The sequence below is a fragment of the Rhodobacter capsulatus SB 1003 genome, assembly GCF_000021865.1.
GTDB classification, from domain to species: Bacteria; Pseudomonadota; Alphaproteobacteria; order Rhodobacterales; family Rhodobacteraceae; genus Rhodobacter; species Rhodobacter capsulatus_B.
In genome coordinates this window covers 1,380,962-1,402,960 of the sequence record NC_014034.1, presented here as the reverse complement: position 1 = coordinate 1,402,960, position 21,999 = coordinate 1,380,962, and the positions used below count along the sequence as shown (strand labels likewise).

The 21,999-nt window shown below is 65.4% G+C and carries 14 protein-coding genes, 1 pseudogene and 1 CRISPR repeat array; of the genes and pseudogenes, 3 read left to right on the top strand and 12 right to left on the bottom strand.

Going from position 1 to position 21,999, the window contains the following annotated elements:
• Positions 1-43 precede the first annotated feature (43 nt).
• Positions 44-643 (top strand): hypothetical protein, encoded by a 600-nt coding sequence (locus RCAP_RS18850; protein WP_013067042.1) that lies wholly within the window; start codon positions 44-46, stop codon positions 641-643.
• Positions 644-836: 193 nt separating this feature from the next.
• Here RCAP_RS18850 and RCAP_RS20170 read toward each other — a convergent pair whose 3' ends face one another.
• Positions 837-1,076, bottom strand: coding sequence for an SOS response-associated peptidase family protein (locus RCAP_RS20170; RefSeq protein WP_013067041.1), 240 nt, complete (start codon positions 1,074-1,076; stop codon positions 837-839).
• Between the two features lie 964 nt (positions 1,077-2,040).
• Here RCAP_RS20170 and RCAP_RS06505 point away from each other — a divergent pair.
• Both RCAP_RS06505 and tnpC read left to right on the top strand, forming a co-directional pair.
• Entirely contained in the window at positions 2,041-2,268 is a 228-nt protein-coding gene (locus RCAP_RS06505) for a hypothetical protein (RefSeq protein WP_013067040.1), read from the top strand.
• Between the two features lie 423 nt (positions 2,269-2,691).
• Positions 2,692-4,224, top strand: a complete 1,533-nt coding sequence (gene tnpC, locus RCAP_RS18840; RefSeq protein WP_080514587.1) for an IS66 family transposase — start codon at positions 2,692-2,694, stop codon at positions 4,222-4,224.
• A 668-nt stretch (positions 4,225-4,892) separates the two neighbouring features.
• Positions 4,893-7,596: a CRISPR direct-repeat array (repeat unit 32 nt; unit sequence GTTTCGATCCACGCCCCCGCGGGGGGAGCGAC).
• 176 nt (positions 7,597-7,772) lie between these two features.
• Here tnpC and cas2 read toward each other — a convergent pair.
• The 11 genes and pseudogenes from cas2 to RCAP_RS06440 form a co-directional block, all read right to left on the bottom strand.
• Positions 7,773-8,063, bottom strand: coding sequence for a CRISPR-associated endonuclease Cas2 (gene cas2 / locus RCAP_RS06490; RefSeq protein ID WP_013067037.1), 291 nt, complete (start codon positions 8,061-8,063; stop codon positions 7,773-7,775).
• 1 nt (position 8,064) lies between these two features.
• Positions 8,065-9,099 (bottom strand): type I-C CRISPR-associated endonuclease Cas1c, encoded by a 1,035-nt coding sequence (cas1c, locus tag RCAP_RS06485; RefSeq protein ID WP_013067036.1) that lies wholly within the window; start codon positions 9,097-9,099, stop codon positions 8,065-8,067.
• A complete protein-coding gene (gene cas4, locus RCAP_RS06480; protein ID WP_013067035.1) occupies positions 9,096-9,746 on the bottom strand; it encodes a CRISPR-associated protein Cas4 in 651 nt (216 codons plus the stop codon). The genes cas1c and cas4 overlap by 4 nt, the downstream gene beginning before the upstream one ends.
• The gene (gene cas7c, locus RCAP_RS06475) at positions 9,746-10,696 is read right to left on the bottom strand and encodes a type I-C CRISPR-associated protein Cas7/Csd2 (protein WP_013067034.1); all 951 of its coding nucleotides are present in this window, start codon (positions 10,694-10,696) and stop codon (positions 9,746-9,748) included. The genes cas4 and cas7c overlap by 1 nt, the downstream gene beginning before the upstream one ends.
• The gene (gene cas8c / locus RCAP_RS06470; RefSeq protein WP_013067033.1) at positions 10,693-12,432 is read right to left on the bottom strand and encodes a type I-C CRISPR-associated protein Cas8c/Csd1; all 1,740 of its coding nucleotides are present in this window, start codon (positions 12,430-12,432) and stop codon (positions 10,693-10,695) included. The genes cas7c and cas8c overlap by 4 nt, the downstream gene beginning before the upstream one ends.
• Positions 12,429-13,127 carry a type I-C CRISPR-associated protein Cas5c gene (gene cas5c / locus RCAP_RS06465; protein WP_013067032.1) on the bottom strand — a complete coding sequence of 233 codons (699 nt, stop codon included), beginning with the start codon at positions 13,125-13,127 and terminating at the stop codon, positions 12,429-12,431. Before cas5c ends, cas8c begins: the two co-directional genes overlap by 4 nt.
• Positions 13,128-13,248: 121 nt before the next feature.
• Positions 13,249-15,513, bottom strand: a complete 2,265-nt coding sequence (locus tag RCAP_RS06460) for a CRISPR-associated endonuclease Cas3'' (RefSeq protein ID WP_013067031.1) — start codon at positions 15,511-15,513, stop codon at positions 13,249-13,251.
• A gap of 58 nt (positions 15,514-15,571) precedes the next feature.
• Complete coding sequence (locus tag RCAP_RS06455; protein WP_013067030.1) at positions 15,572-16,198, bottom strand: WYL domain-containing protein; 627 nt, start codon at positions 16,196-16,198, stop codon at positions 15,572-15,574.
• A 284-nt stretch (positions 16,199-16,482) separates the two neighbouring features.
• Positions 16,483-17,721, bottom strand: a complete 1,239-nt coding sequence (locus RCAP_RS06450) for a DEAD/DEAH box helicase (protein WP_013067029.1) — start codon at positions 17,719-17,721, stop codon at positions 16,483-16,485.
• 39 nt (positions 17,722-17,760) lie between these two features.
• Positions 17,761-18,790: pseudogene (locus RCAP_RS06445) on the bottom strand (IS5 family transposase).
• Positions 18,791-18,905: 115 nt separating this feature from the next.
• Positions 18,906-21,998, bottom strand: coding sequence for a DEAD/DEAH box helicase (locus tag RCAP_RS06440; RefSeq protein ID WP_013067028.1), 3,093 nt, complete (start codon positions 21,996-21,998; stop codon positions 18,906-18,908).
• Between the last annotated feature and the right edge of the window lies 1 nt (position 21,999).

Genomic DNA, 21,999 nt, shown 5'->3' with positions numbered 1-21,999 from the left:
CCCGGAACATAAGGTTTCCGATAGAGCCAAATAGGAAAGATAAATGAAGATTAGCGTCAATCAATTTATCGACTTTGCCTACGGCGATAAGAGAAAAGATAAGACCAAAGCCGCAAGCATAATCGACGACCTAGATGTACCATATGACCCTGCCAAGGATCGCTACAAACAGTTTCGAGAAGCATTAGCTTCTTTTGAGGATGGGAAGGTTTCCACCAGTGAATTTCTGACACTTCATTCTGGTGTTTCTGCAAATAAATCTGCTGGTTACAAAATCTTGTGTAAAAATTATCTAGATTTGAAGGAGGACTATGCACTTATTTGGCAGGGCCGCAGTCCGGTTGAAGCAGAGATTTCTGGACTGCGCATCACAACAGCTTGGTATTTGCGCACAGAAGAAAACAACCAGAGAAGAATTATCTTCTTACATTTCGGAAAGGAACAACTTCCTCGGGAGAAAGAACGAGGATTGCTGACTGTGCTGCGCTTGGCAAAGCCAGATTCAGCTGGAGTAGGCATCCTCAATATTCAGCCAGGGACGTTGGTAACTTCAACACGAATCGACCAAATCGAAGCCGATTACTTGCGTAAGCGAGCCGAAAAGTTCATGGCTATCGCTAAGGACATTCTGGCCGGCAGGTAGCGGCCGAGGCTGTCATCTAATCGCATGTCATACTGCAAGACCTTTCTGCTTGGTGGGTGACATCTTTTGCCGGGAGCAGTGTCATCTTCGCGGTCGGGATGTGCCGCCGCATGGTGGGGCTTCGCGGAGAACCTTCCAATGTGTGAAGCGCACGCATCGACTTTGGACGGATCGGATGTCAGGATGGTGCAGGTCAGAAGATCGCGCCAGCGGCTCGCCAGTCCCGCCAGATACAGGTTCGCCTCGTTTCCGGCGGGGGAGAAGAAATGCGGCTGGCGGCCTTGGGACCGCTCCACTCGTAAAAATCGCCGACCGGCACAAGGCATCGGCCATGCCGCCACACCTGCCGAAAGGCGGGCTTTTCGCGCGCATCCTCGATGCGGGCGTTGAACGTCGCGGCTTTCCACGCTTCGGGCTGTCGCCCCCGAACCATGACGGGATGAGGCCCCATCTGGCCTCCATCGCGATCAGCGGCGATTTTGCGAGGATCACCACTGTTTCAGTCGGCTTGACATTGAACCGGGCCCCGAACGGATCGAGCTTGATCTGCGACATGTCCACTTCGGTGTTGCGCAGATTGGGATCGACGAACCGCCCGCACATTTTTCGTTCCCCGCGTGATGTCAGACCTCGGCTCAGGATGCGCACGGCCGGGGCCTGACGCGAATCAAATCCTGCCGAAAAACCAGCGCGCCGGGGCGAGATTTCGGCCGCGATCAAGCAGCCTGCGCCTCGAAGGCCAAAAGGCGCCGAAAGACACCTTCACGAATCGCCAATGAAATAACGTCAAGACCGAAATGGCCAATGATGCCGATTTTTCCGGAGCGCATTTTTAGGGGAAGATGGGTGGCACTTGTCGATCCGTCGCCGGTCGGTCGGCCCTTCCTTTAATCGAGTAGAAGTAAGTAGGAAGGGACTTTTGGCAAGCCCCCATCTGGCACCTGCAAGTCAATAAATTCAGACTGTTGCGGATTTGCACAGACCGGAAAAATCGACAGATCCGCCCCGTCGACCCCATTGTTCGGGCGACATTTCTGCCCTTATCTCATCGCCATGATGACCCAGAACACGCATATCACCCCCGCCGCCTCCCGGCTCATACGCTGATCCTTCCGGATCGGACGTGGGGTTTCGTGTCTCGCATCGATGCTCTCCTGACCGACTTCTCGCCCCGAATCACGCCCGTAAAATCGGACGTCGCGCGGCTTGAAACGGTCCTCGAGAGGCTCTCTTGCCGCCCGAGCGCCGAAACTTTGTGAGGACCGTCCCAAGCGGCTCCCGGAATTCGCAAGGTTTCAGCACCCCCTCCGACCCGGTTCAGACGCCGCGCAGCCCGCATTCGGGGGCTGCCGGTCGTAGAGCGGGATCAGTCGGACACAAGACCTGAGGTGGCGAAAATGAACGGCGAAGCGAAAAACGAAGAAAAAGACGAAAAAGGCATCAAGTTCCTGTTTATGAACGATTTCTTCCGTTTTTGGCGCTTCCGCGCTATGACTCTGATCGTCCCTCGCGCCATCCCCGGAGATCGCAATGACCTGCACCTGACCCCTGAAAACGAAAACGCCGGGATGTTGGCGCATCCCGACGTGGACGTGATGTGGAAGGCCGAAGCCCACCAGCATTGACGACTGGTTCATAGCATTTCCTGCGGCTCGCCGCAAGGAAACGCCCGGCTTCAGCCCCCCTCGAACCGGACCCTGTGACAGCAAGAGAAGCATCGCTTCGGGCGCGTTTTTTCGCACGTCCGGGGGCTTGCCTTCTCATGCCTGTCGATCGGGTCCGCCTCCCACGGACCGCCCGACCCGGGCGGCTCTGCCCCGAAGCATGAGGACACCGGAAATGGCTGACAAAGACCAGACTGACGAACCCCTGAAGGACGAGATCCTGCCGCCCGAGGACACCGCCCCCTTGGGGACGCAAGAGACCGTCCAGACCGAGGAAACGGTCGAGGGCGAGCTCAGCCCGATGGGGGAGATCATCACGGAAATCACCGATTTGCTGGCCGCGCTGCCCGGCGACTGCGCCGAGATCAAGCAGGGCATCGAGGAGTGCCTGATCGACGTACATCTGGAATTCGAAGATGTGGTGTCCCGCGAGAGCATCGCCCGGCGTCAGATCGCCACCCTCAAGCGGAGCCTGCGCCAGGAGAAGGAGCAGGCGAAGCTCCTGCGCCACAAGATCTTCGTCGGCGGATCGGACAACAATTACCAGGACATCGAGGACGGCACCCTCGATCTGCCCGACGACGACATCGACGAGGAGGAAGAGACGCCGAAAGCGCGCAAGGGCAAGCAGAAGCGGAAAATGCCCAAGGACATCAAGACCATCGAGATCAAGCATTATCCGGAGCAGACGCACTGCCCCTGCGGGGGCGAGCTGAAGGAGATCGGCCACTGGATACTCAGCTCAGGGTCATCCCGGAGCATTACGTGTGGGAAAAGCACATCTACTTCCGCTGCGCCTGCAACCGCAGCGCCGCCTGCAAGGAGCACAAGCCCGTGTCCGCACATGCCGAGGGCTTCATCGGCCGGAGGCGCACGATCACGCCGAGGACCGTGGTGGAGGCGGTCTGCCAGAAATTTTACGAACACTCGACGCATTACCGCCAGCGGCGTCGCCTGGACAACGCCGGGTTCAACGTGGCGCGCCAGACGCTTGGCCGCAACGCGACCCACATCGCGGGCTTTCTGGAGCCGGTGTGCGACGAACTCTGGCGGCACGTGACCAGCGGGCATGCGGCGCACATGGACGAGACGCCGTTGCGCACCCAGGCCAAAGGGGGCTGCGAGACGACCTGGCTCTGGGGGCTGTGCCGCGATGAACGTGGCTGGAACAAAGAGGCCGAACCGGCGGTTTATTGCGAGCACGACGCCTCGCGTGGCGGGCATGTCGCGGAGCGCATGCTCGAGGGCGCGCTGATCGACACCCTCCAGATCGACGGCTGGAAGGCCTACAACCGGATCCGCCGGGTGCCGGGGCAGAACGACGGGGTGGAGATCGCGCGCTGCATGGCGCATGCGCGCCGCAAGTTCACCGACAGCCAAAAGGCTGCGCCGAGCACCCTTGCGAAGCGCGTGATCAAGGGGCTCAAGGCCGTCTATGAGGTCGAGGAACGGGTCTATGGCTGCCCGCCCGAGGAGCGCCAGGCGCTGCGCCTCGCCGAGGCGCTGCCGGTCCTCGAAAAGATCCGTGCGGACCTGCTGCGGGTCCAACCCGATCTGGCCAAGGGCAGCCTGAAGACTGCCGTCAATTACTTCCTGAGCGGCTGGGAGGACCTGACCCGTTACGTTTATGACGGCCGGCTCGCGATAGACAACAACCCCGTCGAACGCTGCATGCGCGGGATTGCCCTTTCGAAAAAGAACTCGCTCTTTGCCGGCAACCTCATGGCTGCGAAGAACTGGGCCATCTTCTATTCCTTGATCGAGACCGCGCGGCTGAACGGCGTCGACCCCTTCCGCTATCTGAGCTGGGTCATCGATCAGATCGAAAAGGGGCGTGAGCTGACCGATTACAGCCAGCTGATGCCCTGGCATTTCAAGGCCGCCAACGAGGCCCCGTCGCAAGGCAAGGCGGCCTGACCTCGCGCCCCTGATCGCCGCCTCCGGGGCGGCGATCCCACCCCCGCGCCACGCGGATATCGTGTTTTGAGCCGGGCCCCGGGATCGGGGTGCCGGCCAAAAGCCGTGCGCGCTCGCCTTCTGCAAGCCGATGCGCCGCGTTGCCCGTGCCTTCAGGTTCCAGAGCCCTTCGCACGCTCCCCGACACATTTGACCGCCGCCGCGCCCACCGCAGGGCCTCGCGTTCGAGGCGCACGCCGGTCGCGCTCATTTCCATTCCGTTTTGCGACCCGCAGGCAGGCCGACACCCCGTCCGGTCCGCAGGAACAGCACCGGCATCGTCCCGTATGAGGGCCGAGGGGGGCGGCATCCGCGTGGCGACAGTCCGCGACACTGGTCTCGAACCGACCGTAGCCGGTTCTCGCTCCCCAACTCCGTCACATTCTGAGCGCCGCAGGCGGTCCGGCATCCCGTCAGGTCCGCAGGAGCATCATCGCCATCGCCCCGTATGAGAGCTGGGCGCGGTATCAGCGACCCGCGGCAGCGGTCCCGAACCAGGCGTTCAGCCGGTCCGCGCCCACCTCCACCACCGTTCCGATCATCGCCCGATTCGACCCCGGGCGCGGAATTGTGCCAAGAATCTTTCCCCTCAGGGGCCGAAAATCGGGGTTTATCGGGCCGATGCACCGCTTACGATCCACGCCCCCGCGGGGGGAGCGACTTGCTCCGCTTCTTGGCGGGCTTTTTGCGCGGCGGTTTCGATCCACGCCCCCGCGGGGGGAGCGACTTTTGAAGGTGCGTAGCCTCCCTAGCCTCCCATAGAGTTTCGATCCACGCCCCCGCGGGGGGAGCGACTGTTGGTGAGACAGCGGGCGGGGCTGAGGTGCCGGGTTTCGATCCACGCCCCCGCGGGGGGAGCGACATGGCGATGCGACGCCGCTGCATGTGACGCTGGACACCGTTTCGATCCACGCCCCCGCGGGGGGAGCGACTGAATCTTGACGTGCTGATGAGCGCGTCAGACAAGTTTCGATCCACGCGCCCGCGGGGGGAGCGACCTGTTACCGGAACAGAACAAGACCGGAACTCTGTAGTTTCGATCCACGCCCCCGCGGGGGGAGCGACCGATGGGCGGGGCGGGTCACGCCGATCCGCGGATGTTTCGATCCACGCCCCCGCGGGGGGAGCGACGTCAGCGCGGCGCTGAGGCGGGCCATGATCGGGTTGTTTCGATCCACGCCCCCGCGGGGGGAGCGACCGGTGGTGCAGGGCGGTTGCGTGGTGATGACGGTGTTTCGATCCACGCCCCCGCGGGGGGAGCGACATGTCGCGGACGGTTTTGCCATATCCATTGAAGAGTTTCGATCCACGCCCCCGCGGGGGGAGCGACGTCCGTCTGGCGTGGGGCGCGAAGGCTGTAAAGCCGTTTCGATCCACGCTCCCGCGGGGGGAGCGACGTTCGCGGGGCTGACGCCGTTCGCGCGTGCGCGGTGTTTCGATCCACGCCCCCGCGGGGGGAGCGACGGCGCGGATCTGGTGCAGGGCGTCGTGGCAGACACGTTTCGATCCACGCCCCCGCGGGGGGAGCGACGGCGCACGGTCGAAGACATGTGGCGCGAGCTGGACGTTTCGATCCACGCCCCCGCGGGGGGAGCGACGACATGTGCTCGCGCCCCATCACTCAAGACGGCAGTTTCGATCCACGCCCCCGCGGGGGGAGCGACGGACATCGTCCGGCTGACCAACGACGAGCTGATGTTTCGATCCACGCCCCCGCGGGGGGAGCGACCACGCAGGCGGAAGCCGATGCGGCCGCGCAGGCTGTTTCGATCCACGCCCCCGCGGGGGGAGCGACGTCTGAGGAGGTCCGCGCGGTCTATCTCTGGACCGGTTTCGATCCACGCCCCCGCGGGGGGAGCGACCCAAGCCGTCCGCGCTGCATGATCATCCACACGGTTTCGATCCACGCCCCCGCGGGGGGAGCGACTCAAGGGCATCGTGGCAGCATATGAGGGACAGGGTTTCGATCCACGCCCCCGCGGGGGGAGCGACGATGACGGATCGCAAGAGCGAGTTATCGCCGCATGGTTTCGATCCACGCCCCCGCGGGGGGAGCGACCCGAAATCAGATAGGCGTCGTAAGCGACGAAATCGTTTCGATCCACGCCCCCGCGGGGGGAGCGACTTGGCGCGGGCGGCTGGCCAGTCCCACGAAAGCAGTTTCGATCCACGCCCCCGCGGGGGGAGCGACGTGCTCGCCGCCGCGTTTCCCGCGGAATTTCAGGTCCGTTTCGATCCACGCCCCCGCGGGGGGAGCGACCGCCGTGGTGCCCGTCGCCATCACCCGCAGGGCGCGGTTTCGATCCACGCCCCCGCGGGGGGAGCGACAGCGTTTGTCTGGTCAGCCCACTCACCCCACTGCTTGTTTCGATCCACGCCCCCGCGGGGGGAGCGACGAACAGAAGTTCACCGGGGCCGCGGCTGACCTGCTGTTTCGATCCACGCCCCCGCGGGGGGAGCGACAGCCAGACACCCGGAGGCATGGCCGTTTTTCGCCGGGTTTCGATCCACGCCCCCGCGGGGGGAGCGACGCAGCGTGGCGGCGCGAGCCTGCCAGATGACGAAAAGTTTCGATCCACGCCCCCGCGGGGGGAGCGACAGCCGTCTCACCGGGCATATACATCAGATGCGCCTGTTTCGATCCACGCCCCCGCGGGGGGAGCGACGCGGCAGGCGTGAGGCAAGCGCGGATCGAGGGCGAGTTTCGATCCACGCCCCCGCGGGGGGAGCGACCAGTCCACTGCCCGACGTAGGCCATGAACGCATCGTTTCGATCCACGCCCCCGCGGGGGGAGCGACTGCGCGGCGCTCGACCGGATGCGATAGGCGGCGCAGTTTCGATCCACGCCCCCGCGGGGGGAGCGACGTCCACGGCGTCTATCACTGGCAACTCACGCCGCAGGTTTCGATCCACGCCCCCGCGGGGGGAGCGACGACAGACTTTCCGTTTGCGCCAGATCCATACCAGTTTCGATCCACGCCCCCGCGGGGGGAGCGACTGCGGCTCGAACTGCCCGCCGACTACATGCAGATGTTTCGATCCACGCCCCCGCGGGGGGAGCGACGCTTCGCCCCGCGAAAGTGACAATCCGCAAGGTGGTTTCGATCCACGCCCCCGCGGGGGGAGCGACGAGCAGGCCGGCTGGACGAGCGACGGCACCGAGATGTTTCGATCCACGCCCCCGCGGGGGGAGCGACACGTTACCAGCCTGTCGACCGCCAAAGCGGCGATGTTTCGATCCACGCCCCCGCGGGGGGAGCGACCGCTGATCACCGATCACCGGCAGGGCCAGCGGGTGCAGTTTCGATCCACGCCCCCGCGGGGGGAGCGACTGCCGTTTCGTAACCCGCTGACCAGACGGTGTAAATTGCTCCGGTGGTGCGAAGGTGCTTGTCGCAAGCGCCTCCGGAGCGGCAGCGCAAGGTGCTCCGGTGCTTCATCCACAATTTCAAAGAGCTGACGCGGTGCGAACCGGGTGGGAAACGGCCACACCCTTGGGGTTCGCAGATCAGAGGATCAACGGGCCGTTCAGGTCAAGCGCAGGCTTGGCGCCGACATGTTCAACGTTCCGCTCCCAGTTCGACCCCAGATAATAATACCTCAGACTGTCAAACTCCGGCCGGATGACCGCTTCCAGCCGCGCTTTCAGCTTCACCCATTGCCCCGGGTCCACCTCGATCTCGAAGACCGAGAACTGCACGCGCTGGCCGAAATCCTCGCAGGCTTTCGCCACCCGGCGCAGCCGCTTCTTGCCGCCCTCTTCGAGCGTGTTCACATCGTAGGTGACCAGAACCAGCATCTCAACTCCAGAACCAGGGCGGATAGGCGTCGATGTCACCGCGCAGGTGGCGGGCCAGCATCTGCGCCTGCAGGAAAGGCACCAGCCCGAAAGGCGCCTTTTCCTGCAAGAAGGGATGCAGCCGCTCCTCGCGCTTGCGGTCCTGCCAGGCGGTCAGAACGCTGCGCCGCGCGTCATCGGTCAAAAGCACCGCGCCCCCCTCCATCTGCCGGAAATCCGCCGCCCGCAACTGACGACGATTGACCAGCGACAAAGCCAGCCGGTCGGCCAGGGGCGCGCGCAATTCCTCCATCAGATCAAGGGCAAGGCTGGGCCGGCCGGGGCGGTCGCGGTGCAGGAAGCCCACCGCCGGGTCCAGCCCCACCGCCTCGCAGGCGGAGCGGCAGTCATGCGTCAGAAGCGTGTAAAGGAACGACACCAGCGCGTTCATCGGATCGAGCGGCGGGCGGCGGGAACGGAGCGTCCAGCGCAATTCGGCATCGGGCGCGCGGATCAGATGATCGAAGACGGCGAAATAAAGATTGGCGGCCTCGCCCTCGGAGCCGCGCATCGCCTCGACCGAGGCATCGGCAAGCTGCACCCGGCGCAGGATCTGCGCCATGCGGTCGGCGGCGGTCTCCAGCGCTGCCCTTGCCGGGGGCGCCATGTCATCGCCGTAGTCGCGCAAGGCCCGGCGGATCACCGCGCGCTGGTTCGACACCTTGCCCAGAACGAAGGACCGGACGATCTCTTCGGGGCTGTCGGCGCGGCGGTATTGTTCACGGCGCAACAGCACATTGCCCGAGACCGGGCCTTCGACGCGGGCCTGAAACCGGCCATTGCGGCCCATCAGGGCAAGGGTGATGCCGCGCTCGGCGCAGACGGCGATCAGCGCGGGGGTCAGCAAGACCGGGCCGAACACCACGACCGAGGCCAGCATATGCAGCGGCACCCGAGTCTTGTCGGCACCCTCGATCTCGGCCACGAGGGTCTCGCCCTCCAGCCGCAGCGCCGCGCCCTCGGTGGTGACATAGACGGTGTTCAGAAGCTTCTTCATCGCGCCTCCAGGAGCCGGGCCAGGGTCTGGTCGCGCCAGCGTTTCACCGGGCGGGCGACGGTCTCGGGGCGGCAGAGGTCGATGAGCGAGCAGGCCCGGCAACGGCTGCGGTGCGGCGTGGGGGGCGGGGTGGTGCGGCGGGCAAAGACCTCTGCCAGATCGGCCACGGCGGCCATGGTGAGGGCGCGAAGCTCGGCATCGATCGGCACGGTGACGCGCCGTTTCGTCTGGGCATAGTAAAGCGCGCCTTCGGGCACCGGCTGGCCGGTCATCTCCTCAAGGCACAGCGCCTGCGCGCAAAGCTGCGCCTCGTCGGCGCGGTGCAGCTTTGGTTTGCCGCGCTTGTATTCGACCGGAAAGGGGCGTTCGCTGCCGTCGGGCTGCGGCTGGAATTCGACCAGATCGGCTGTGCCCGACAGGTTGAGCCGCACGGAACCCAAGGGCAACGAGAGCACCCGCCGCCCTCCCCTGCCCTTTCGACTGCCGCCCTTGTCGGCCACCGCGTGCAGCACATCCCCTTGCGCGGTAAAGATATTCTCGTCCCAGAGCCGTTCGAGATGGATCAGCGCCGCCTGCCGCAAACAGTAAACCGCATGCTGCAGCGCCGAGAGAGGGATCGTCTCCTCCTCGGCGGGCGGCGCGGGCATCAGAGCAGCTCGCGGATTTCGACGCCCGCAGGCAGGCCCTCGCGGTCGATCTCGACGCGGTAGTCCGAGAACTTGCGCGCGGGTGCGAGGTTGCCAAGGCCGCGATCGTCCAGATTGCGGAACTCGCCATCCACCGCGCGCCCGATGCGGATACGGTCGAACAGCGCATGGGCGGGGGCGTTGCCCAGCGCGTTTTCATGCGCGAAGACGATCAGCTTGCGGGTGGTCATTTCGCCGCGCGCGGCCGAGCGGTCATGCTCGAACATGTTCGCCAGCGCCTCGAAAAGCAGATCGAGGTCAGCCTCGGAAAACCCGGTGCGCTCGGCGAATTTGGCCGAGATGAAGCCATGCGCGACGTAAAGCCCGTAGGGCACGATATGCTTGCGGCCCATGGTCCGGTTGTCGGTGCGGGTGTCACCGTCCTCGCCCTCGGCGCGTTTCTTCTGTTCCGCCTCGTTCGTGGCGGCCATCCGGGTGATCGAGATTTCCACCGGCAGGATCGGTTCGACCGAGCGCGCGAAGGTCATCTGCACCGGCCCCTTGACCTGACCGCAATTGACGCCGGTGGACATCACCGCGCCAAAAGTCCGCACGTCGAAGAAATTGGCGCACATCCAGTCGCGCAGCGCCTTGGCTTCGGTGTCGTCTTTCGGATTGAGCTTGGCGTCCTTTTTCGACTTTTCGTCCCCCCGGATCGCCACATAGGCTTGCCGGTGTTTCTCGTTCAGGATTGCGCCTTCCTGCACATAGATGTGGTGACCGGCCTCGCCGGTGCGGGCCAGCTCGACATAATTGCGCAGCTTGCGCTTGAGGCTGACGTCGGACACCAGCCCATGGTTGGTTTCAGGGTCAAGCCGCGGCAGGTTGCCCGCATCCGGGTCGCCATTCGGATTGCCGTTGGTGACGTCGAAGATCAGCACGAAATCGTGGCGGCGGGAAAGCGGGATCATTGCGGTTGCTCCTCGGAATGGGGCTCTTGCTCGGTGTCGGCAGGCTTGCGGAAGCTGGCCTGGTGGTAATAGCCCAGCGCGAATTTCGCCTGCGATTCCTGCGACAGCGAAGACGGGAAAGGTTCGGCGGAGACCTCCAGCAAGTTGGCGATCTGCTGCAGTTCGTCCTGCAGGTAATGCGCGAAGGCCGGTTTCTCCTTGCGGATCTTGGCCAAGTGATTGAAGGCGTTGGCGGCGAGCGAGCCGAACACCCGCGCGGGCGTGGCGGAAGCCGAGCCATAGAATTTGTCGCGGATCGTCGCGTTCACGCCTTTGCCAAGCGCGGCCTTCTGGATGTTTTCATAAGCCGCGAACAGGCGACCCAAGACATAGCCCGTGTCTTTGGATGCGGGATCAAGTGCCACCGGGGCCTCCTTTGACTGGAAATTGCGGATCAGAACGGATTTGAGCATCGCCGCGCGCAGGGCGTTGATCTCGCCATCGGCGCGGATGCGCATGAGCACGGTCGACAGCAGCGTCAGCGGATAGGCGGTGCCGGTCAGGATCGCGCGCATCCAGTCGCCCGCGATCAGGGGGGGCACGTTCTCGCGTTTGCCCTGCGGCGCCAGTTCGGAGAGATATCTCCAAAGCGGCGGCCAGTCGTCGCGCGGCGGCGGATCAAGGCGCATGTCGTCAAGGTAACGCTGATAATGCGCCGTCAGCGTGCCGAAGTCGTCCTCCCACCAGAACCGCACCGAAAGCCGCGCGGCATTGGGGGCAAGGCCCAGAACGCAGAACCGCACGCCGCTTGCCAGCTGCGGCGCCACCTCGGCAAGCGGCTCGCAAGCCCGGATGCGCGCCAGTTGCGCGCCGATGTTCAAGGCCTCGATCTTCTCGGTCGCCGCCGTATCGAAAAAGGCGGCAAAGAAGCCCTCGGCCTGCGCCGCCTCGGCCTCGGACGCATCCGCCCAGAATACCGTCGAGGCATCGCCGATCTGGAGGCGGTGACCGCTGTCCTTTTCCAAAAAGCGATTGAGCGCAGTGGTATAGGCGAAGGCCGCGCCCTCCGACACCGGGGCATTGTCGCCCTGTTCGTGGCCGTAGGAATTGAAAGCGTCGAGGTTGAACGAAATCAGACTGGCCCCCGAGGATTGCGCGCCCCAGACCCCCTTCAAGGACGGATGCAGCCGCGCGACCGGGGCAGAGGCCCCCGTCACAAGGCAGACCTGCGCCTCAGACGCCGCCTCGGCCCCAAGCCGCGCCCAAAGCGCCCGCGCGGCGGGACGGTCGTGCAGGTAGCCAAATTCGTCTGCCAGCCGAAACACAAGGTTCTGGTCTTTCGCCTCCTCGGGCCAGAGCGGCGGCCCAAAGGCCTCGGGCGTCCAGGTCTGCAAAAACCGGGCAAGGGCCAAAAGCCCCGGATCTTCCGCTCCGGCCAGCGCGGTCAGATGCCTTTCGCGGAACTTCGCATGTTCCTCGGCGGTGCGTTTGCCCTCGCCTGCGGTGACGCCCAGCACATAGGCGCTCTTGTCCCACAGGAAGTTGGGGGCGATACCGACGGTGCGCTTGACCGCCTGCGGCACCATCAGCATGCGCGGGCTGCGCTTCTTGTCGGTGTCGCGCAGATCGGCGACCTCGACGACCTCGCCCGCCGCCGTCAGAACCACGCAAAAACCGATCTTCTCGGTCGAATAGCCATAGGGCGGCGCATCGGGCATCCGCTCGTAAGCCCGCACCAGGGACGCAAGCAGGCTCATCGCAGCACCTCCGGCGATCCGGGGCGCGGCACCTCCATCACGCCCTCGACCAGCCGGGCGCGAAAGAACATCGAGGGGCGGCCGGGCGCAGCATGGTCGATGTCCCACAGCATCAGCCCCAGATCGCGCGGCGTGCCAAAGCCCAGATCCGCCGTTTCCGCCAGCGGATTGCGCGCGGGCAAGGCCGCATCGGGGGCGAGAAGCGCGAAATCGGCGGCGAATTCGCGGGTGCCAAGACAGGGCTGATGAAAACACTGCCCGCGCGCGGCGCGGCGGTTGAAGATGTCGAGATGCTTGCCCTCGCTGTCCTCGGCCCCGGCCTTTGCGGTCAGGGTGAAATGCGCCTCGATCACATAGGCGGGGGCGACGAGCACGGTCGAGGCGCGTTGCTGGCGGTCCTCATCGACCAGAATTTGCAGCCCCGCCAGATCGCCCCGGTTCATCGCCTGCTTGATCGAACCAGTCGGCGCCTTGTGACCGACCTCGTTGCGGCGGATCGACTGAAAGCGGATCGGTTCGAGCACATGGATGCGATCGATCACCCAACTGATGGCGGGCTTCCAGTGGATCGCCTCAAGGATACCGCGCGCGGCCGAGGGGGTCATCACGTCATAGCTGACCCGCTCCACCTTCAATTCCGGCCGGGTAAACAGCGCATGGCGCCCCCGCACGTGCAAACGAATTCCATAAGCCATGCATCACCTCGAAATTCCGGTCAGTCTATCCCTTGAGTTGAGCCGCGCAAGGGGAAGATGCCGCGCGCATCAAGCGTGTGAGTCGCAGTCTGGCACAGCGCCGCGCCAAAACTTGTCACCCTCAAATGACACTCTGATCCGCGCTCAGATAGTCCGCCTGCTCCCACCACAGGCCGAAATCGTCACGGTAAAGCCCGCCATCGCTCAGCACGAAAAACGCATCGCCACGCAGAGGAGCGGCCTCGAAATCCCCCTTGTCATTCGCCCGCAGCGTCTCGCGCGCCCTTTGCGGGATCTGCACCGTGAAGGGTTGCAGCGCGCGGGCAAGCGGGCCGGATTTCTCCCACTCATTCGAGAGCCTTGCCACCCAGTCCGCGGCCGTCTCGTCGCGCGCCACGATCACCGGCACCATCGGGCTGTCGATCATCCGGTAACGCTCGGCCACCGTGCGGAAGGCGAAATTCGTCGCGGAACCATCAAAGGTGAACCTGTCCATCAGCCCCTCGGCATCAAGCCGCTTCGGCCCTGCCCGCCAATAGACCTCTTCGAACCAGCGCCGGATCGCGGCGGGGTCAAGCAGGTCGTCGCACCCCCGCGCCACCGATTGCATCGCCCCGGCCAGTTGCGCCACATCCCCCGGCGGGGCGTTGTCGGGCGCGGAAAACACCGTCAGCACCGATGCGTCAAGCGGCCGCTTGCCCTCCCGGTTCACCCTTCCGGCCGCCTGAATGACGGAATCAAGCCCCGCCTCGGCGCGCCAGCCACAGGGAAAATCAAGGTCCACCCCCGCTTCGATCAGGCTGGTGGCAATCAGGCGGCAGGGCTGCCCCGCCTTGAGGCGCGCCCTGATCTGCTCGATGATCTCGCGCCGATGCGCGGGGTATTGCCGGGTGGTCAGATGGAGGAGCCCCTCCAGCCCCGCCGCCTCGGCCGCGCGGTAAAGCGCCAGTGCGTGCCTGCGGCTGTTGACGATGACAAAGCCTTGCGGCGTGGCAGCGAGCGCCGCGACCAGGCCCGCATCGTCCATCGCGCCCCCCTGCACGATCCGCGCGCGGCGCAACCGCCCGGCCAATGTCCCCGGATCGGGCGCAAGTTCCCGCCCGGCCAGCGCCAGACCGCCCGGCTGCAATTGCGCGCTGTCAAAGGCCGGCTGCGTCGCGGTGCAAAGCACCACCGTGCAGCCGTAATGCGCGCAAAGCGTGTCCAGCATGGCAAGCGTCGGCAGCAAGACCTTGCGCGGCAGGCATTGCGCCTCGTCCAGCACGATCACCGATCCGGCAATGTTGTGCAGCTTGCGACAGCGCGAAGGGCGCGCGGCAAACAGGCTTTCGAACAGTTGCACATTGGTGGTGACGACGACGGGGGCGGCCCAGTCCTCCATCGCCTGCCGGACCTTGTCGCGGCTTCGGTCCTTCGTATCGGCAGCCTCGCGGCGGCCCGGGCCCGGCGTTTCGATCTCGATGGCGCTGTGATGTTCCAGCACGTTTTCGGCGCCCAGCAGATCGGCAAAGACCTGCACCGTCTGGTCGATGATCGAGGTGAAGGGGATCGCATAGATGATCCGCCGATGCCCGTGGCACGCCGCGTGATCCAGCGCAAAGCCAAGCGAGGCAAGGGTTTTTCCACCGCCCGTCGGGACCGAGAGGGTGATCAGGCCCGGCGGCAGTGCGGCCTTGGCCCGGACCTGCGCCAGGATTTCGGCGCGCAGGCGGTTCAGATCGGTTCCGGGGTCAAAGGCGGCCATATGCGCGTCGAACCGCGCCCGGAACGCAGGCAGAAGGCTTTGCAACGCGGGCCAGTCGCGGTCGCGGCTTCGCCCTTCAAGCGCATCGTAAAAGGCTTCGGTGTCGCGATAATCCGCATCGACAAGGCAGGAAAACACCATCCGCGTCGCGACCGAAAAGTCGAAACCGGCCTTGTCCTTGCGCAGCTTGCGACGAAATTCGTCCGACACCGCGTTGAAATCCTCGGGCATGTCCGCACTGGCTTGCGCAGCAAGCGCCGCCCCCGGCCGCGCGATCCGGGCGACCAGACAGCCGCCGTCTTCTGGACTGTTGGTGTCGGGCAAACCCGCATGATGGCCAAGGATCGTCTGCGCCAAAGCCTCGGCCACGGGTTTCGGGCAGCCCGAGGCGGGGTCGAGCAGCACCCGCCCCCCCGCGGTGGAATGATCGACAACCGGTCCCGGTTCACCGCAGAGCACCCGATCAAAGGCAGGATCGTATTTGCCCAGATCGTGCAACCGCCCCGCCAGTTCCGCCGCCGCGCCAAGCCCAAAGGCCGCGCCGCGGTCTTGCGCCAAAAGCGCCACCATCCGCAGATGATCAAGCAGTGTCTGCCAGTCGGACCGGTCCGCCTGCGTTCCCGAATGTGCATAATGTGTCATCGCCCCTCCCTCCGTCCGTTCCGGCGCCCCAGGGCGCGGCCCCGGCGGGGTTGCCCCGCTAAAGCGGCCCCCCCTCTTCCTTTTCCAGCAGCCCTTGCAAAAGTGCGCCACGATCCGCCGAAAAATCGCCCGGCTGCAGGCTCAGCCCGGTCATCGCGCGCACGAAGAATTGCCGGAAGCCCTCCCGGGTCTCGCAGAACGCGAGCAGCTTCACCCCCTGCGCCGGATGCACCAGCGCCAAGGGCAGCGCGCGGCGGGTAGTCACGGTGCCGCCCCTGTCGGTGTAGCCGAAGGCGACCGGCGCGCAGGCGCGGATCGCCCCATGCAGCACCGCCAGATCCTCGGCCCTGGCGGGCGGTTCGTTTGCGGCCGCCTCTTGCCAATAGGCGGCGGGGCGGACATCGAGCAACTGATAAAGCCGCGTCAGGATCGCCGCCTCGGGGTCGGTCTCGGCCAGTCGCGCCAATGCCGCCCGCGCCGCCGCCGCCGTCACCGGATCGCCCCGGTGCTGCGCCAGCGCCAGCCCGCGCAGCGCCGCGTCGCGCAAATCGGGATCGGGCGCGGGAACCGCCGCCACGGCCGACCCGCCCCCGACACCCCCCGCCAGAACTGCGCCCGCAAGCCTTGCCCCAAGCCCCCGGCGCGTCAGCACCAGCGAGGCGGCGCGGCCGTCAAGATCCCCCATGACCGAACACTCCTTACCCAACGACCCCCAGCAGACGCCCTGCAAGGGAATCGCCTCGACAGACCGCAAGGACAGTCTTGGCCTTGCGGGGTGTCAATAGCTGTCGGGGTGCGTGATGTCCTTTGCCAAGGCGCAGGAAGTGATCCGGCGGACCGACATGGCTGCTGATTTGCACCAGAACCGGCCCGTGTGAGCGGACAGGCCCGGCCTTCGGCCGTGGTGATCGTCTCGGTCATGTCCGGTCCCCAAACCCGGCCATGTGCATTTGTCGACATGACCCGCAGCTAAACGAAAGCGTAAGCCCCTCCCTCACCCGGTTCCGGACATGCGACGCCTTCGCGAGCGAAGGTCTCGGCCATGGCCTGCGCAACGCTCTGCCCGCGTTCCAGCCCCGTGACCTCCCACGCGACCATGCCCTGAAGCTGCTGCGCGTCGGCATCGGTGTCTCTCATCGGCCAAAGCGCGGCGCTGGCCATGCGGCGTTTGCGCTGCATCAGGCTGTGAAGAAGGCAATCGAAACTGTGCGCACGATACCCCGGATGGATCGCCATCGGCACATGGATCTGCACCGGGCGGGTCTGACCCAGCCGATGCACCCGGTCGTTGCATTGCTCCTCGGCCGCCGGGTTCCACCAGCGCGAGAGATGGATCACATGCGTCGCAGCGGTCAGGGTCAAGCCGGTGCCCGCCGCTTTCGGCCCCAGAACCAGAAGATCGAACCCGCCCCCCTGCTCCAGATGTGCCTGAAAGCGATTGACAATCTGCTGACGCTGCGCGATCGGGGTCTCCCCGTTGATCAGATCGATCCGGTCGAGGCCGAATTCCGCGCGGGCAATCTCGATGAAGCGATATTGCATCTGGCGGTGCTCGATGAACACCAGCGCGCGTTCGCCCTTTGCGCGGATCTGGCGCAAGATGTCGAAGGTTGCGGCCAGCCGCGCCGACGCCGCGATGAACTCCGCATCCGCACTGAGACTGCCCAGCGCGGGACGCACCGAGACGGTGCGGATGTGATGCAGAAGCTTCAGGGCCGCGCCCGGGGTGCCGCTGGCCAATTGCAGGCGGGCGGCATCGTAAACTTGCGCCTGCAGCGCGGGCATTTCGCGTGGCACCAGAACGCGTGTCTTGGCGGGCAGATCGCGGGCAACCTTGTCCTTCATCCGTCGCAGCGCGAGCGGGGGCAACCCGTCTTGCGGCGTGAACACCCGCGCGTGCAGCTCGGCCATATTGGCCTCGTCCGGTTCGCCGTAACGGCTGCGAAATTCCCGCAAGGTGCCCAGCGCACCGGGGGCAAGTTGATCCATGATCGCCCAGAGATCGACGGTGGAATTCTCGATCGGCGTGCCGGTCAGGCCGATGCGGAAATCCGCCTTGATCGCGCGCGCCGCCGCCGCCCGCAGCGAAGCCGGGTTCTTGATCGCCTGGATTTCGTCGAACACAGCGGCGGCAAAGGGAATGCGGGCCAAAGAATGCTGATAACTCGTCAGCGTGGTGTAGGTCGTCAGAACGGCATCGTTGCGCAACTCATGCCTGAGGCATGATTGCCCCTTTCCCCTTCGACGTCAGGCGACGCGGAGGATCTCAGCAGTGCCGAGCGCACTGAAACGGTTGATGAGGGCGCAGCGGATCTGGATTTCGGCGGTGTGTCGGTCCGGGTCTCTTGCGGCGATGCGTTCGCCGAAGGCTTTGAGGCAGCGCATCTTGGCCTCGATCCGGCTTCGAACGTGGTATCCGGTCCAGCGTTTCCAAAACGCTCGTCCGTAGTGCCGGGTGGCGCGCAGGGTTTCGTTACGGGTAATTGCCGCCGGGCAGTCCTCTTTCCACGGCCGCCCGTTTTGCGGATGGGGATGATCGGCGTTGCAACGGCGCGTGTCATAGGCCCCATCGGCGGTCACGGTGCCGATTTCTTCGCCCTCGGGGATCTGGTTGAGCCGTTCCGGCAAGACAGGACTGTCACCATCGCTGCTGGGAGTGAATTCCACGGCGCGGATGTCAGACGTGGCCGTGTCCATGGCCAGATGCACCTTGCGCCATTGGCGTCTGCCCTGAACACCATGCTTGCGGGCCTGCCATTCGCCATCGTCCGGAAACTTGATACCGGTGCTGTCAACCCGCAGGTTCAGGGGGCCATCGGCGCGTCGATAGGGGATCTGGACGGCGAGTGTTCGATGGGCTTACGCGGCCCCACTGGGGCCACGGTCCCATCTCACTCTGCCGACGGCACAGGGTCGTGTCGTCCGGCACCGCCCGGTCCAGGCCCGCCAACTTCAGCAGGCTGGCCACCCTTCCGGTCGTTTGCCGCAGCGGCAGCCTGAACAGGACCTTGATCGACAGGCAGAACTGGATCGCATTCGTCGGGAAAACAGTCCACCGGACTGTTTTCTGATCCTCCTCATTCAGAGAACACCGCGGGGCGACCGGGCTTGCCATCACGAGGAGCTTCCCAAGCCATGTCCTTGTCCAACCAGATCAGCAGCGACCCGCGCTTGCGAAGCGAGGCGTTCGCCATTGGGCTCGAACCAATGGCGCCGCAATGGCTCACCAGCTGGACCAGGTCGTCGTGCGGTAGCGCGCGGGTGCAGGCTCGCTCAAGCAACCGCCATCGATTGCCCCATCCCAGTTGAGCAATTCAATTCAAAGAGAAATGACCATTTCAGGTCTATGAATTTAATTAATAATATTTAATTGCCTCACAGCATCACCAGGGCTACTCGAAAGCGTACCTCCCGCCCTCACCCGGCTCCGGACATGCGACGCCCTCCCGCGCGAATGTCTCGGCCATGGCCTGCGGGACGATCTGACCTCGACCCTGCCCTATGACGTCCTGCGCGACCATGCCCCGCAGATGCTGCGCGTCGGTATCGGTGTCTCCCATCGGCCAAAGCGCGGCGCTGGCCATGCGGCGTTTGCGCTGCATCAGAGTGTGCAGAAGGCAATCGAAACTGTGCGCGCGATAGCCGGGATGGATCGCCATCGGCACATGGATCTGCACCGGGCGGGTCTGACCCAACCGATGCACCCGGTCGTTGCATTGTTCTTCGACCGCCGGGTTCCACCAGCGCGAGAGGTGGATCACATGCGTCGCAGCGGTCAGGGTCAGCCCGGTGCCCGCCGCCTTCGGCCCCAGCACGAGAAGATCAAACCCGCCCCCGTCCTCAAGATGCGCCTGAAAGCGGTTGACGATCTGCTGGCGCTGCGCAATCGGGGTATCCCCGTTGATCAGATCGATCCGGGCAAGGCCGAATTCGGCGCGGGCGATCTCGATGAAGCGATATTGCATCTGCCGGTTCTCGATGAAGACCAGCGCACGTTCGCCCCGCGCCCGGATCTGACGCAGGATGTCGAAGGTTGCGGACAAGCGCGCCGAAGCGGCGATGAACTCCGCATCCGCGCCGTAACTGCCCAGCGCGGGATGCACCGAGACGGTGCGGATGTGATGCAAGAGCTTCAAGGCCGCACCAGGCGTGCCGCTGGCAAGTTGAAGCCGCGCGGCATCGTAAACCTGCGCCTGCAGCGCGGGCATTTCGCGCGGAACCAGAACGCGCGTTTTCGCGGGCAGATCGCGGGCGACCTTGTCCTTCATCCGCCGCAGGGCCAGCGCAGGCAACCCGCCTTGCGGCGTGAATACCCGCGCGTGCAGCTCGGCCATGTTGGCCTCGTCCGGTTCGCCGTAACGGCTGCGGAACTCCCGCAGCGTGCCCAGCGCCCCGGGGGCGAGTTGATCCATGATCGCCCAGAGATCGACGGTGGAATTCTCGATCGGCGTGCCGGTGAGGCCGATGCGGAAATCCGCCTTGACCGCGCGGGCCGCCGCCGCCCGTAGCGAGGCCGGATTCTTGATCGCCTGAATCTCGTCGAAGACCGCGGCGGCAAAGGGGATACGGGCCAGAGAATGCTGATAGTTCGTGAGTGTGGTGTAGGTGGTCAGAACCCAGGTCAGATGCCCCGCCCCCGCCGCGGCCGCCCGCTCGAGATCGGCAAAATCCAAGAGCGCCTCGCCCGATTGCGTATCCATGCCGCGCTGCCCCGCCTTGCGCCGCGCGCCAATCCCGGTGCCGTAGAGCCGGATCAGGTGGCCAAGGCCGGGAGCGTCGACGTGGCGAGCCACTTCCTGTTCCCAGTTCTGCAAAAGCGAGGTCGGTGCCACCACCAGAACCGGGCCACGGCGGATCGGATTGGCCGTCATCTCTTCGTTCAGCCAGACCAGAAAGGCGATCGTCTGCAAGGTCTTGCCCAGCCCCTGCTCGTCGGCGTTCAGCACCCCGGGCAGACCGGCTCGCCAGGCCTGTCCCTGCCAGTCGAAGGCCTCGATCTGGTGATCCTTCAACGGCGTTCGCAGAGTATGGGGCAGACGCAAAGGAAGGACGGCGGACCGGGGCGGGGTCGCGGGGCGCCAATGCAACTCTTCGAAGTTGTCGGCGGTCTGCAGAACCAGCGGCCCCGGAGCGTGCTCCTGCAGCGCCGCTTCTGTCGGCTCGGGTTGCCCTCGGCGCGCGATGATCTCGCCTTGCACTGCGGCCAATGCCTCCGGCCGCGCCGGAACCTGCACATCGCCCGCCGCGACGCTGACTTCTCCCGCCGCAATCGCCCGTTCGAGGTCCTGCGCAAGGGTTTCCAGCCGCTCGACCGGCAGTTCCGCGATCTGGCGCGCGACATCGGCCGCAAACACTTCGGGCAACCAGGTGGTGCCACTGCCGGTGAACAGGTCGAGCGCCGGCTTTTCGAACAGCTCGATTCCCGTGACGCGAGCGGAAAACGCCTCGTATTCCGCGGTTTCGACCAGCACCGGCCCGGCGGCGCGTTCGATGCTGTCTTCGCGCGCGGCATCATCGAGCCCGGCCAGATCGCCACGCGCCTCAAGCGCTGCCTCGATCGCGGCGGTGAGGCGCGGACGCGGATTGCGGATGAAGGCCGCACGCTCTTCGCGCGGGGCGCGCTGCATCTCGGCCATCACCCCCAGCACGGGGGCGGCGGCGCGGTCGATCACCAGAAACCGCCCCGGCGCCAGCCGAAAGGCGTTCAGCGCGCCCCGCATGCGCAGCTTGCGCTGAAAATCCCCAAGTTCCGGGCCGGACAGCTCGGCCATGGTCTCGGGCACCGTTTCGAGATCCGCGATGCGCTGGCCGGAAAACGGCACCACCTCGAAATCGCTGCCCGAGGCGTTGGGCGAAATCGAGAAGCGATCCGCAAGCGACACCTCGAGCCCGGCCAGGAAATCGGTCAGCGACAGCCGTGCTGCCCGGACATTGCCTGCCTGCACCACACCGGGATCGAGCGCGCGACGAAACCGCGCCAGCGCCTCCCAGTCGGCGGCGTCCCCCGCGCCGGACCGATGACTTTCGGCCAGATCGAGCGCCTCCATCATCCAGAGCGGGATCCGCTGCGGCCCACGATCGGTCTCGAGGATCGCCCCCACCCGGCGAGGCAGCTTGCGCACCCCCGCGCGCATCCACTCGGCCCGCAACCGGAACCCGGCTTCGCCGACGATCCCCTCGACATCGGTGCGCAAGACCAGATCGGTCAGCGGCGGCAGGCCCAGCGCCTCGGCGGCATCGGCATCAAGCGCGGCGGCAAGACGATGGGAAAGACGAATGCCGTCGCTTTCGATCTGCAAGGGCTCGTGGTGTTCGTCGGCCAGCGCCCGCAGATCGGCGAGCGCCAGGGCAAGGCGCCGTTCCTCGGGCGGCAACAGGGTCAGATCGGCCGGTTTGCGGGCGCGAAGCCGGTTAAGAAGCCCGCCGCGGGACGCCGTGGCGGTGAGGGTGATCTGCTCGGGGGTATGGGAAAAGGTCAGGTTCATC